Here is a 12,738-nt window from a genome sequence, read left to right on the forward strand (position 1 = left end):
GACGAACGTCCCCCGCCCGGACCGCCGCCACGTGACAATCGGCACATGGAACCCGATCTTCACGAGCTGCTGAGGTCACTGCGGGTGTGGGACCCGGCGGTCACCGAACTGCGGCCGTTCGACCCCGCCACCGCGCCCGGCGACCCGCTGCCCCTGTTCACCCGGTGGTTCGCCGAGGCGGTGGCGGCCGGCCAGGACGAGCCGCACACCGTGTCGCTGGCGACGGCCGATGCCGAGGGATGGCCGGACGTGCGGATCGTGATGCTGCACGGCGCGGACGGGGACGGCTGGTCCTTCGCCACGCACGCCGACAGCCGCAAGGGCCGCCACCTCGCCGCCCGGCCGTACGCCGCGCTCGTCTTCTACTGGCCGGTGCTGGGCCGCCAGGTGCGGGTGCGCGGCCCGGTCGCCGTCGCCCCGGCCGAGGAGGCACGGGCCGACCTGCACGCCCGGTCGACCGGCGCGCTGGCCGCCGCCCTCACCGGCCGGCAGAGCGCGCCCCTGAGCTCGCCGGAGGAGCTGGCGCGCGCCTCCGGCACGGCCTGGGAGCAGGCCGAGCGGGAGCCGGAAGCGTCCGTCCCGTCCTGGACGCTCTACCGGCTGCGACCCCAGGAGGTGGAGTTCTTCCAGGGCGACGCCCGGCGCCGCCACGTACGCCTCGCCTACCGGCGGACCGGGGCGGGCTGGCGCACCCAGCTGCTGTGGCCGTGAGCGCCGGTCACCGCGTGCCGGGAGCCGCCGGCTCCGCGTCGGTCGCCAGCCGGGCGTGCAGGTGGGCGTCCCGGAACGCGTCGTGCCGGCCGGCCTCGAACAGGGCCTCGCGCATCGTGCCCTCGTAGCGGTACCCGGACCGTTCGGCGACCCGGCAGGAGGCGTCGTGGCCCACGGCATGGCCCAGTTCCAGGCGGTGGACGCCGAGTTCCGCGAAGGCCCAGCGCGACGCCAGGAGCAGGGCGCGGGTGGCGACGCCCCGGCCGCGGGCCCCGGGCAGCACCCAGTAGCCGACGCGGGCCAGCTTCAGGGGGAGGTTGATCTCGTTGACGCCGACGTGCCCGAGCGTCGTGCCGTCCGCCCCGTCCGTGATCCGGAACGACGCGGACCTGCCCTCGTCGGCGTCCCGCGCCCGCGCCCGCAGCGACTCGCGGGCCGCCCTCAGGTCGGACATCGGCCGGAGCGGCGTGTTCCAGCGCTGGAAGTCGGGGTCCTGGTAGCCGCTCAGCCACGTCCGCACGTCGGCTTCGCTGCCGGCGTCCCAGGCACGGAGGTGGAGGCCGTGCCCACGCGGTTCGGTGACGGAGGGGGCGAGGGTGCGTGTACGTGTGTGGGCCATCCGCCCATTCAAACCGACCGGGGCCGGTGGAGGCCCGAGAGTTTCCGTGACCGATCCGCAACCGATTCCGGTCTTGACCGAGACCCATCAAGCGAGACCCGGATTACCCTCGCCGCATGGCCGACTCCACAGCGTCCGCTGCATCACGGTCCGCCCACCCCGCGGACCTGCCCGTGTACGTCATCGGCGGCGGGCCCGGCGGCCTGGCCGTCGCCCACGCGCTGCGCGCACGGGGGCTGCGGGCCGTCGTCCTGGAGCGGGCCGACCGGGTCGGCGCGTCCTGGCGGCGCCACTACGACCGGCTCCGGCTGCACACCACCCGCCGGCTGTCGGCGCTGCCCGGTCTGCCGATGCCGCGCCGCTTCGGGCGGTGGGTGGCCCGCGACGACGTGGTGCGGTACCTGGAGAAGTACGCCGCCCACCACCAGCTGGAGATCGTGACCGGTGTCGAGGTCTCCCGCGTCGAGCGGGCGTCCGACGGCACCGGCTGGGTGCTGCACGCGTCCGGGGGCCGCGAACTGGCCGGCGCCGCGGTCGTGGTCGCCACCGGGTACAACCACACCCCGCGGCTGCCGGACTGGCCCGGCCGGGACACGTACACCGGGGAGCTGCGGCACGCCGCCGAGTACCGGAACCCGGCTCCCTACGCGGGCCGGGACGTCCTGGTCGCCGGCGTCGGCAACACGGGTGCGGAGATCGCCGTGGACCTGGTGGAGGGCGGCGCCGCACGGGTGCGCCTGTCCGTCCGCACCCCGCCGCACATCGTGCGCCGCTCCACCGCCGGCTGGCCCGCCCAGTACACCGGCGTCCTCTGCCGGCGCCTCCCGGCCGGCCTGGTCGACCGGCTGGCCCGGCCGCTGGCCCGGCTCAGCGTGCCCGACCTGTCGGCACAGGGCCTGCCGCGCCCCGAGGCCGGGCTCTACACCCGGGCACGGCAGGGCGCGATTCCGGTGCAGGACGTCGGCCTGATCGACGCGGTGCGCTCGGGCCGGGTGGAGGTCGTGGCCGCGGTGAACGGGTTCGAGGCCGGCAAGGTGCTCCTCGCGGACGGCTCCCGCGTCGCCCCCGACGCGGTGATCGCCGCGACCGGGTACCGGCGGGGCCTGGAGGGCCTGGTGGGCCACCTGGGCGTCCTCGACGCGGCGGGGAAGCCGGTCGCGCACGGCGGCCGCACGCCGCCGGGCGCCCCCGGCCTGTACTTCACCGGCTTCACCAACCCGATCAGCGGCATGCTCCGTGAGCTGGCGCGGGACGCGACGCGGATCGCCGCGGCGGTCGGCCGGGACGGGGACCGCCGGGTCACACGGCTGCCGCGCTGAGTCCCCCGCCGGCCCCGGGCCCGCTCAGGGCGCCGCGAGCTCCGGGGTTCCCGTCCGGCGGATCACCAGCGCCATCAGGGCGGCCACCGCGCACAGGGCGCCGGAGGCGTACCAGACGACGTCGTACGTGCCGAAGGTGTCGCGGGCGACGCCGCCGAGGAAGGCGACGAGGGCCGCGCCGACCTGGTGGGAGGCGAGGACCCAGCCGAAGACGATCGCGCTGTCCTCGCCGTACCGCTCGCGGCACAGGGCGAGGGTGGGCGGCACGGTGGCGACCCAGTCGAGGCCGTAGAAGACGATGAAGAAGATCATCGGCGGGTGGACGCCGGGCGCCAGCAGGAAGGGGAGGAACAGGAGGGAGACGCCGCGCAGGGCGTAGTAGACGGCGAGCAGGCGGCGCGGTTCGAAGCGGTCCGTGAACCAGCCGGAGGCGATCGTGCCGATCACGTCGAACACGCCGATGACGGCGAGCAGCGAGGCGGCGGCGGTCAGCGGCATGCCGTGGTCGTGGGCCGCGGGCACGAAGTGGGTCTGGATCAGGCCGTTGGTGGAGGCGCCGCAGATCGCGAAGGTGCCGGCCAGCAGCCAGAACGGGCCGGTGCGCACCGCGGAGAACAGGACCGTCAGGGCGCGGCGGGCGGCGCCGGGGACGGGTGCGGGCTTGGGCACGAACTCCTTCGCGCCGTAGGGCTTCTGGCCGACGTCGGCCGGGTGGTCGTGCAGCAGCAGCCAGACGAAGGGGACGACGGCGAGGGCGGCCAGGGCGACCGTGACGGCCGCGGGGCGCCACTTGTACGTCTCCACGATCCAGGACAGCAGCGGCAGGAAGATCAGCTGCCCGGAGGCGGAGGCGGCGGTGAGGACGCCGGTGACCAGTCCGCGCCGCTCGGTGAACCAGCGGTTGGTGACGGTGGCGGCGAAGGCCAGCGCCATCGAGCCGGAGCCGAGGCCGACCAGCAGGCCCCAGCACACGATGAGCTGCCAGGCGGAGTCCATCCACACGGTCAGGCCCGAGCCGAGCGCGATGACGGTGAGCGCGACGGCGACCACCCGCCGGATGCCGAAGCGGTCCATGAGCGCGGCGGCGAAGGGGGCGGTCAGGCCGTAGAGCGCGAGGTTGACGGAGACGGCGGCGCTGATCGTGCCGCGCGACCAGCCGAACTCGTCCTGGAGCGGGTCGACGAGGATGCCGGGCAGGGACCGGAAGGCGGCGGCGCCGATGATCGTCACGAAGGTGACGGCGGCCACCCACCAGGCACGGTGCACCCGGGGGCCGCGGCGCGGCCCGGCGGGCTCGGCGCGGCGCACGGCCGCCGTGGTGTCGGTTGTCTGGGTCACGTCATCGAGCTTCGGGCCCGACGGCCACCGGATCGAGTGGCCCGGAAGACAGGGTTCGCTAGGATCGGGCCATGACGTCCGGCCCTACGCACCGCCCGCACCGCGTCGTCGTCCTCGCCCTCGACGGCCTGCTCCCCTTCGAACTGGGCATCCCGCAGCGGATCTTCGGGCTCGCCCGCGACGAACGGCGGCGCCGCCTGTACGAGGTGGTCACCTGCTCGGTCCGGCCGCCGGGGCCGGTGCGGACGGACGCCGACTTCGCGATCCTCGTCGAGAACGGGCCCGAGGCGCTGGCCGGCGCGGACACGGTCGTCGTGCCGGCGTCGTACGAGCTCGGCCCGGTGTACGAGGAGGGCAGGCTGACCGGGGAGCTGGCCGCCGCCCTGGCCGGGATCCGGCCCGGCACCCGGCTGGTCGCCATCTGTACCGGGGGGTACGTGCTGGCCGCCGCCGGTCACCTCGACGGCCGCCCGGCGACCACGCACTGGGCCTCCGCCACGCACTTCCAGCGGCTCTTCCCCAAGGTCCGGGTCGATGCCGACGTGCTGTTCGTCGACGACGGCGACGTGCTCACCTCGGCCGGGGTCGCGGCCGGGATCGACCTCTGCGTGCACATCGTGCGCCGGGACCACGGCACCGCCGTCGCCAACGAGGTGGCCCGCCGGACCGTCGTCCCGCCCCACCGCGACGGCGGGCAGGCGCAGTACATCGAGCGGCCGGTGCCCGATCCGCAGCAGTCGTCCACGGCCGGAGCCCGCGCCTGGGCGCTCGGGCGGCTCCAGGAGCCGATCCAGCTCCGGGACATGGCCGAGCAGGAGGCCATGTCGGTGCGCACCTTCACCCGCCGGTTCCGCGAGGAGGCCGGCATCAGTCCCGGCCAGTGGCTGACCCGGCAGCGGGTCGAGCGGGCCCGGCACCTCCTGGAGTCCACCGCTCTCTCCGTCGACCAGGTGGCCCGTGCGGCGGGCTTCGGGACGGCACAGTCGATGCGGCAGCACCTGCAGGCGGCGCTGGGGGTCACACCGACCGCGTACCGGCGGACGTTCCGGGCGGAGTTTTCCACAGCCTGTGGAGAATGACGGCACCGCCGGAAGTCGTCGGCCGGCGGCGCGGCACCGTCCGCCCCGCGCATGGCACCGCACGCCGCCACCCGACTCCGGCGCTCCCGCACGGTTCCCGCCGCCCCCGGGAGGAACCGCCGCCGAAACACGACCCGCACTCGCCGAGGACTCCGCCACCGAGCCCTCGCCGTCCCCTCGCGGCGAATCGTTGCCTCCAAGCGTGAGGATCCGGTGACGATCCGTCAACCTTCAACCAATTACGGGCAGTTGCTCCGCGTTCACGCGGGAAGCGCACGGAAGCACGCCCGGGCGCACCGCCGCACCGACGCCGCGGGAGGAGGGGGCCGGTGCGCCCGGCACGCCTCGCGCCGGGGTGCCTACACCGCCTCGTAGGCGAGCCCTTCCCGGGGGGCCGCGCCGCCCGCGCGGGCCGGCGGGGCCGCCAGGGCATCGGGGCAGCGGTCCAGTTCGCACCAGATGCGCTTGCCGGCGTCCTCACGGCTCCAGCCCCAGCGGTCGGCGAGGCAGTCGACGAGGGCGAGGCCCCGGCCGCCCGTCGCGTCGCCGTCCACGCACCGGGGCACCGGGGCACGGCCGCTGGTGTCCTCCACCTCGAGGCGGACCGTGGCCTCACCGCTCACCGTGCCCGGCAGCACGAGCCGCAGCACGGCGGGGCGGCCGGTGTGCATGACGGCGTTGGTGACGAGCTCGGAGACGAGCAGGGCCAGCGTCTCGGCGAGTGGTTCGTCGGCCTGTATCCCGCACCCGGCGAGCCGTGAGCGGGCCCACCGACGGGCTCGCCCGACCTCTGCGGGGTCGGGCCGGATCTCCAGCTGCACTTGAAGCACCTGCACCGCTCACACCATCCGAACCGGCGGACACAAAGGCTCGCGCCTCATGAGGGCCACGATCGTAGCCATTTTCTGCATGACCAGAACAACGGCCGGGCCAGAGATCACGGAACGTGATCCCCGTAAAGGACAGCATGGTTGACGTACAGTCACCTCAACAAGCGCTTCGGGCATATTCCAGCGCGAAGGAGTACCTGTGCGGCATACTGTGCGACGCCCGGTCCGGGGGGTCGAACAGGCGGTGGCCGACGGCCGTTCCGCCCTGCGGGGCAAGGCGCACACGCCCGGTTCCGGGGCCGCCCGACGGACGGCACCGGCGCGGTCCGCGCTCGGGAGCACTCGCATCCCACCCAAGGTACCCGAGCACGGCGCCGACTCCGGACCGTGACGGCGCGTCCGCCGGACCCGGCGTGATGCCGACGCTCAGTGACGACGCGCTGCCACGATCCGCGACAGCGACGGCGAGGACGCCCGCGGCGCCGCGCGTGTCATTCGGGCACGGTGAACCAGCGGGCGAAGGCCGGGACGGCCTCGGCCTCCCCCACCCTGCCGTCGCCGTCCGTGTCGAGGGCGCCGGCGACGCCACGGGCGGTGTCCCCGGGGACGCCGAGCGCGGTGAGCATCCGCGCGGTGTCGGCGACGGTGACGGCGCCGTCCGTGCCGGCGACGGCGAGGGCCGCGTGCAGGAACGGGCGGGCGATCTCGGCGAACCGGTCCGGGTTGTCCCGCAGCCGCTTGACCGCCGCGGTGACGAACTCCTCACGCGTGATGCGCTGGTCGCCGTCGCGGTCGGCGATGCCGGCCATGCCCTGCCAGAGTGCCTCCGCTCCGGCGTACAGGGCCTGACCCCGGTCGGACCGGGCCGCGACGGCGAACTCGGCGAGCAGCGCCTTGGCCGCCTCGCTGAAGTCCTGCCGGTCGATGTAGCCGTTGCCGTCCTGGTCGAAGGTGGCGAACCGCGCCGCGATCCGGCGCTCGTACTCGCTGCTGACCATGTGTTCTCCGACCGCCTTCACATCACGTCGGTGGGTGCGTCTCGCACGGAGGGTACGACGCCCGGGACCCGCCCGTCGGGGGAACGACTGCCCGTCCCTCCCCCGGGGCACGCTCCGGGGCATGTCCCTGGGTCCTGTCGTCGAACTCCCGTCGTACGCCCGAAGGGCGGGCCTGGCGGCGTCAGGCAGACGGGAGTTCGACGACAGGGCCTAGGCGGAGAGGGAGTGTGGTCCGTCGCCGGTCGCCGAGGTGAGGTCGGGGTGGACGTCGAAGAGCCGGCGCACACCCAGCGCACCGAGGACCCGGTTGACGTGGGAGCCGTCGACGGCGCCCTGGGCGGGCAGTATGAGGCGCAGCCGGCCCTGGCAGGAGCGGATGAGACGCCGGGAGGCGATGAGCACCCCGACCCCGCTGGAATCGCAGAACAGGACCTCGGAGAGGTCCAGGACGAGGCTGTGCCGCCCCTCGGCCACCTCGTCGTGCACCCGCTGCCGCAGCACCGGGGACGTCACCAGGTCCAGTTCACCCGACACCTGGAGCACGGCCCAGTCGCCCCGCTCGTCGCCGGTCACATTGAACGTCACCACCATGCCCTTCATTCGTCGGTACGCCCGGACTCGCTCGATACGGAAGCCATCCTTACGTTTCTTGGCGGCGCGCCTGCCCACCGGCCGTTCCCGCAAACACCCGGCCGGAAACGGGCTTCGATCAAAAGAGGCTTGTTTCAAACGGTTTCGATCCTGTTCGATCGAATTCGGTCGCACTATGGAGCGTAGGGGGTCGATCTGAGAGACCGATGAGCGCCCTACCACCTGCGGCCCGCACGGGGGCGCACATTGACACAAAGGGGCGTGCGTCACCGGACGTGCCGACTACATTCGAGGAGACGGTGGCCGCAGGCTGGATGCCGGCAGGGAACCGGTCCGGCCGTCGGCCCGAGCAGGGGGGTGGAGGAGCCGTATGGCGAACAAGGACCTGCCGCTGCGCTGGGACCGGAAGATGCAGCAGCGGCTCGCCCGGGGCGAGGCCGCGGCCCTCGGTGAGCTCTACGACCGGTTCGCCTCGCTCGTGCACGGCCTGGCGCACCGCGTGCTCGACGACGAGCGGGCCGCCGACCGCATCACCCGGGACGTGTTCGCCCACGTCTGGGAGCACCCGGACACCTACGACCCCAGGCAGGGCCCGCTGCGCACCTGGGTCGCGACGCTGACCCACCGCCTGGCCGTGCAGCGCCTGCGGGCCACCGAGGCGGCCGCCCTCGCCCGCGGCGGCCCCGGCACCACCGAGGAACTGGAGCGCAGGGTGCGCCACGCCTCGGTCGCCGCCCGCGCCGACTACATCGTCCAGTCCATGCCGGCCCCGCTGCGGGCCGCGCTGGAGCTGGCCTACTTCCAGCGCCGCGACTACCGCCAGACCGCCGCCGACCTCGGCGTCACGGAGGACGAGGCCCGCCGCCGGCTCCGCCTGGGCCTGCAACTGCTGGCCACGGCCCGCGACGCCGGATCACCGGGGGCGCCGCCCGGATACGGGGGCGCGGCATGAGCGGGACGTACGGCCGGCGCGACGAACCCGAGGGACCCGACGAAAGGGACGAGAGGCGCGAGAAGCGCGAGAAGGAGACGCACGACGGGAACGGGGCGTTCGCCGACGCCGGCGGGCCGGAGTCCGCGCCGCGCATTCCGCTGCCGCGTGCCTCCGTCGAGGACGGCGGGCGCCCGCTGCCCGCGGCGGTACCGGCCGCACCCCTCGTACTGGAGCATCACGTGCTGACCTCCCTCCTCGGTGCCTGGGCGCTGGCCGCCTGTTCACCGGAGGAGGCGGCGGCCGTCGACGAGCACCTGGACGACTGCGGGGCCTGCGCCGAGGAGGCGCTGCGGCTGCGCGACGCCGTCGCGCTGCTCCAGCGCCCGGAGAGCCTGGACCTGGACCCCGCCCTGCGCACCCGCGTCCTGGACGGCTGCCTGGAGCGCCGCCCGCCGCGCATCCCGGTGCCCGGGTGGGCCACGGCGTACGACGCCGAGACCGCGCGCCTGGACGCGCTGCTGCAGGACATCGGGGACTCCGAGTGGCACGCGCCGGTGCGGCTGCGCTGGTTCGGGGAGGACGGCCAGGCGAGCCGGCGCACCACCGTCGCCGGGGTCATGGCGCACCTGCTGACGGTCGACGGGCTGGTCGGGGTCGCGCTGGGCCTGCCCGACCCGCTCGGCGACATCACCGCCCGGACCCCGGCCCCGGCGAGCCGCACCGAGGCCTACTGGCGCGCCTCGCACCGTCCGCCGACGCGCGCGGTGCGGGCGCCGTGGCGCGAGCAGAGCCACGCCATCGTGCGGACCGTGGCGTTCACCGGCGGTACGGGCGGCGGCGCGGGCCGGATGCCGGTCTCCTACGGCGACTTCGAGCTGCCGCTGCACGACGCCATGCTGGACCGGGCCTTCGAGTGCTGGGTGCACGCGGAGGACATCGCCCGGGCGGTGGACTACCCCTACGCCCCGCCCTCGCCGCGCCACCTCAACCGCATGATCGACCTCGCCGCCCGGCTGCTGCCCGGTGTCCTGGCCGCGCGCCGCAGGGCCGGGCTGGCCGCGCCCGCCGACGGCCGGCACCTGGTCGCGGCCGGGGGACCCGGACGCAGTCTGCGGCTGGAGATCGAGGGGTCGGGCGGCGGCGAGTGGCTCATCCCGCTGGACTCACCGGCCGCGGTGGGCTCGGCTGACCACGAGGTCGCCCATGTCGCCCTGGACGGCGTCGAGTTCTGCCGCCTGGCCGCGGGCCACGTGCCTCCGGCGGAGGCGGCCGCGGGTCAGGTGGGCGACCGGGAGGCGATCCGGGACGTGCTGTTCGCGGCGGCGAGCCTGAGCCGGATGTAGGGGCGGGTCGCGGTTTCGCCGGCGCGTGCGGTCCGTCGGTGGCCGCTCGCACGCGCCGACGGAACAGGGCCCCCGAGCCGCTAGGCGAAGACGACCGTGCGGCGCCCGTTGAGCAGGATCCTCCGCTCGGCGTGCCACTTCACGGCCCGCGCCAGCGCCTGGCACTCCACGTCCCGCCCGATGGCGACCAGCTGGTCCGGCGTGACGTCGTGACCGACCCGCTCGACCTCCTGCTCGATGATCGGTCCCTCGTCCAGGTCGGCCGTCACGTAGTGCGCGGTCGCGCCGATCAGTTTCACGCCCCGGGCGTGCGCCTGGTGGTACGGCTTCGCGCCCTTGAAGCTCGGGAGGAAGGAGTGGTGGATGTTGATGATCCGGCCGCTGAGCTGCTTGCACAGGTCGTCCGAGAGGACCTGCATGTAGCGGGCCAGCACGACGAGTTCGACGTTCTCCTCGCGCACGATCTCCAGCAGCCGCGCCTCGGCGTCCGCCTTGGTGTCCCTGGTCACGGGAATGTGGTGGAAGGGGATGTCGTACGACCCCACCAGCTCCGCGAAGTCGGTGTGATTGGACACCACGGCGGCGATCTCGACGGGCAGCGCCCCGATCCGGGCCCGGAACAGCAGGTCGTTCAGGCAGTGCCCGAACTTGCTGACCATGAGCACGATGCGCGTCTTCTCGTCGGCCCGGTTGATCTGCCAGTCCATGTGGAAGGAGTCACCGATCGCCGCGAAGCTGGCGCGCAGCTTGTCCACGGTCACCGGGGCGTCGGCCGAGAAGTGGACGCGCATGAAGAACAGGCCCGTGTCGTGGTCGCCGAACTGCTGGCTGTCCTCGATGTTGCAGCCGGTCATGAACAGATAGCTCGACACGGCGTGCACGATGCCCTGCTTGTCGGGGCAGGACAGGGTGAGGACGTACTGGTCGGCCGGTGCGGCGGCGGGGCTGGACTGCTCGTTCATGGGGGACAGGGTCCCATATCCGGCCCTCGCGGGCCGACGTCCGTCCCGTCAGGCGGACCGGGTCATGATCCGCAGCACCTCGAGGCTGCGGGGCTCCGAGTCCGGCTCCTCGCCGTCGCTGGTGGCCAGCCGCACGTGCGCGTCCCGCGCCGCCCGCACCGCCTCCGGCCAGTCCGGGTGGTCGAGGTAGGCGGCCACCGGCGCGTCCGGCCCCACCTGGTGCATGATCCGCAGGACCCGCAGCACGGCGGAGTCGACGAGCGCCGCCTCCTGGGAGTCGCGGAAGATCGTGCCGACGTACTTCTCCGCGGACCAGTGGTCCAGCCAGGTGTCCTCCACCAGCCGGTACACCGCGTCGGTGACGTCGCCGTAGCCGGGTGTGCCGGCCAGCCAGACGTCCCGCTGGAAGGCGGGCGCGGAGAGCATGTGCAGCGCGGAGCGCACCTGGCTGCGCCAGCGCCACCACGGCATGTCGTTGAGTGGCATGCCGCCCATGGTGGAGGAGCGGCGGCCGCGACGGGAAGTGTTCTCCGAACCTTGCACGGTCATCGATCGTACGTTCCCCTCCACCCGGGCCGTACCGGCCCCCGCAATTCACCCCGGCGTCACCATGCGTTGACCGGAGGTCACTTCCAGGTTATCCGTGTGGCGGAATCGTGCGGAACCATGACCGGCAGGCGACGCAACCGCAGCTCGTTCCCCAGCGGCCTCACCGGCCGCTTCCGGCCCACCCGAACCGGCGCGCTGACCGCGGGTGCGCTGGCGGCGTGTGTCTCGCTCGTCGCCGGCTGCGGGATCGTCCCCGGGGTCACGGGGGGCTCCGGGGACGACCCGATCACCGTCATGACCTGGGCGCCCTCGGACACGGACGCGACCAACAAGCCCGGCATGCCCGCCTTCGCCCGTGCCTACGCCCGCTGGGTCAACGCGCACGGCGGCCTCGACGGCCGCAAGCTGAACGTCCTGACCTGCAACGACCGCAACGAGAGCGTGGCCGCCGCGAAGTGCGCCCGCCGTGCCGTCAAGGAGGGCGCGGTCGCGGTGGTCGGCTCCTACAGCCAGCACGCCGACTCCTTCTTCCCCGTCCTGGAGGGCGCCGGCATCCCCTACATCGGCGGCTACGGCATCACCAACACCGAGTTCACCAGCCCCCTGTCCTACCCCGTCAACGGCGGCCAGCCCGCGCTGCTCGCCGGTCTGGGCAGTGCGCTCGCCGAGGACTGCGGGCCCGTCACGCTCGTCCGGCCCGACACCATCGCGGGCGACCAGCTGCCCGCGCTGCTCGACTCGGGACTGACCGGGGGCGGGCACGCCCCGACCCACGACCAGCGGGCGCGGGAGGACGCCACGGAGTACGACGGCGACTCCGGCCGTGCGCTGCGGCAGGCGACCGCCGAGCCGTCGCGGGAGGGGTGCGTGGTGCCGGTCCTCGGCGACCGCACCGGCACCTTCATGGACTCCTTCCGGCGGGCCCGCGGCGAGTACCCGGAGGTCCGGACGGCGACCGTGCTCGGCAGCGTCGACCAGTCGACGGTCAACGCGTCCGGCGGCGCCTCGGGCCCCTACGAGGGCGCGTACGTCACCGGCTGGTACCCGGAGGCGGACGATCCGGGCTGGGCCGGGATGAAGAAGGTGATCCAGGAGGAGGCGTTCGGCGACAACACCGTCGACGCCACGGACGCGGGGGTGCAGACCACCTGGATCGCGTACACCGTGCTGAGGCAGGTCGTCGAGTCGCTCGGGGGCGGCGCGGTGAGCGCCGACCGCGTCACCCGGGCCCTGGACGGCGGGCTGGAGGTCGGCACGGGCGGCCTCACCCCGGCGCTCCGGTGGGAGTTCCAGGACAAGCTGGCCGCGGTCGGCTTCCCGCGGCTGGTGAACACCGAGGTCACGCTGCAGGTCGTCCGGCGGGGCAGGCTGGTGTCGGCCCGCGAGGGCGCCGTCGACACCACACGGACCCTGCGCACCGCCGACCTCGCCTGAGCCGGACCGGGCCGCACGCCGGGGCGGGCTC

General features: G+C 74.2%; 13 protein-coding genes. 6 read left to right on the plus strand and 7 right to left on the minus strand.

Annotated elements, in window-relative coordinates:
• Window positions 1-45 precede the first annotated feature (45 nt).
• On the plus strand, window positions 46-711 hold the full coding sequence (locus tag AC0VYN_RS33150) for a pyridoxine/pyridoxamine 5'-phosphate oxidase (protein WP_475533945.1): 666 nt from the start codon (window positions 46-48) through the stop codon (window positions 709-711).
• Window positions 712-718: 7 nt separating this feature from the next.
• Here AC0VYN_RS33150 and AC0VYN_RS33155 read toward each other — a convergent pair whose 3' ends face one another.
• Window positions 719-1,330 (minus strand): GNAT family N-acetyltransferase, encoded by a 612-nt coding sequence (locus tag AC0VYN_RS33155; RefSeq protein ID WP_475533946.1) that lies wholly within the window; start codon window positions 1,328-1,330, stop codon window positions 719-721.
• Between the two features lie 116 nt (window positions 1,331-1,446).
• Between AC0VYN_RS33155 and AC0VYN_RS33160 the strand changes: the two genes are divergently transcribed.
• Window positions 1,447-2,649 carry a flavin-containing monooxygenase gene (locus AC0VYN_RS33160; RefSeq protein WP_385464487.1) on the plus strand — a complete coding sequence of 401 codons (1,203 nt, stop codon included), beginning with the start codon at window positions 1,447-1,449 and terminating at the stop codon, window positions 2,647-2,649.
• Window positions 2,650-2,673: 24 nt separating this feature from the next.
• Here AC0VYN_RS33160 and AC0VYN_RS33165 read toward each other — a convergent pair whose 3' ends face one another.
• On the minus strand, window positions 2,674-3,987 hold the full coding sequence (locus AC0VYN_RS33165) for an MFS transporter (RefSeq protein ID WP_475533947.1): 1,314 nt from the start codon (window positions 3,985-3,987) through the stop codon (window positions 2,674-2,676).
• Between the two features lie 71 nt (window positions 3,988-4,058).
• On the opposite strand from AC0VYN_RS33165, the gene AC0VYN_RS33170 reads away from it, so the two are divergent.
• A complete protein-coding gene (locus AC0VYN_RS33170; RefSeq protein ID WP_475533948.1) occupies window positions 4,059-5,066 on the plus strand; it encodes a GlxA family transcriptional regulator in 1,008 nt (335 codons plus the stop codon).
• A gap of 359 nt (window positions 5,067-5,425) precedes the next feature.
• Here AC0VYN_RS33170 and AC0VYN_RS33175 read toward each other — a convergent pair whose 3' ends face one another.
• The 3 genes from AC0VYN_RS33175 to AC0VYN_RS33185 all read right to left on the minus strand — a co-directional run bounded on the left by AC0VYN_RS33175 (window position 5,426) and on the right by AC0VYN_RS33185 (window position 7,485).
• The gene (locus AC0VYN_RS33175) at window positions 5,426-5,887 is read right to left on the minus strand and encodes an ATP-binding protein (protein WP_475533949.1); all 462 of its coding nucleotides are present in this window, start codon (window positions 5,885-5,887) and stop codon (window positions 5,426-5,428) included.
• A gap of 500 nt (window positions 5,888-6,387) precedes the next feature.
• Window positions 6,388-6,894 carry an EF-hand domain-containing protein gene (locus AC0VYN_RS33180; protein WP_475533950.1) on the minus strand — a complete coding sequence of 169 codons (507 nt, stop codon included), beginning with the start codon at window positions 6,892-6,894 and terminating at the stop codon, window positions 6,388-6,390.
• A 210-nt stretch (window positions 6,895-7,104) separates the two neighbouring features.
• The gene (locus AC0VYN_RS33185; RefSeq protein ID WP_385464473.1) at window positions 7,105-7,485 is read right to left on the minus strand and encodes an STAS domain-containing protein; all 381 of its coding nucleotides are present in this window, start codon (window positions 7,483-7,485) and stop codon (window positions 7,105-7,107) included.
• Between the two features lie 370 nt (window positions 7,486-7,855).
• Between AC0VYN_RS33185 and AC0VYN_RS33190 the strand changes: the two genes are divergently transcribed.
• Together AC0VYN_RS33190 and AC0VYN_RS33195 are read left to right on the plus strand one after the other, a co-directional pair.
• On the plus strand, window positions 7,856-8,437 hold the full coding sequence (locus tag AC0VYN_RS33190; protein ID WP_451686432.1) for a sigma-70 family RNA polymerase sigma factor: 582 nt from the start codon (window positions 7,856-7,858) through the stop codon (window positions 8,435-8,437).
• Window positions 8,434-9,762 carry a zf-HC2 domain-containing protein gene (locus AC0VYN_RS33195; RefSeq protein ID WP_475533951.1) on the plus strand — a complete coding sequence of 443 codons (1,329 nt, stop codon included), beginning with the start codon at window positions 8,434-8,436 and terminating at the stop codon, window positions 9,760-9,762. Before AC0VYN_RS33190 ends, AC0VYN_RS33195 begins: the two co-directional genes overlap by 4 nt.
• 80 nt (window positions 9,763-9,842) lie before the next feature.
• Here the strand turns inward: AC0VYN_RS33195 and purU are convergent, their stop codons facing one another.
• Both purU and AC0VYN_RS33205 read right to left on the minus strand, forming a co-directional pair.
• Window positions 9,843-10,724, minus strand: coding sequence for a formyltetrahydrofolate deformylase (gene purU / locus AC0VYN_RS33200; RefSeq protein WP_385464464.1), 882 nt, complete (start codon window positions 10,722-10,724; stop codon window positions 9,843-9,845).
• A 48-nt stretch (window positions 10,725-10,772) separates the two neighbouring features.
• Window positions 10,773-11,273 carry an SCO4402 family protein gene (locus tag AC0VYN_RS33205; RefSeq protein ID WP_475533952.1) on the minus strand — a complete coding sequence of 167 codons (501 nt, stop codon included), beginning with the start codon at window positions 11,271-11,273 and terminating at the stop codon, window positions 10,773-10,775.
• A 117-nt stretch (window positions 11,274-11,390) separates the two neighbouring features.
• Between AC0VYN_RS33205 and AC0VYN_RS33210 the strand changes: the two genes are divergently transcribed.
• Window positions 11,391-12,707 (plus strand): ABC transporter substrate-binding protein, encoded by a 1,317-nt coding sequence (locus AC0VYN_RS33210; protein ID WP_475533953.1) that lies wholly within the window; start codon window positions 11,391-11,393, stop codon window positions 12,705-12,707.
• The last annotated feature ends 31 nt before the right edge of the window (window positions 12,708-12,738 follow it).

It is taken from the genome of Streptomyces sp. 63XJN7_1_ISO-PGPR-S23-121 (assembly GCF_056173025.1).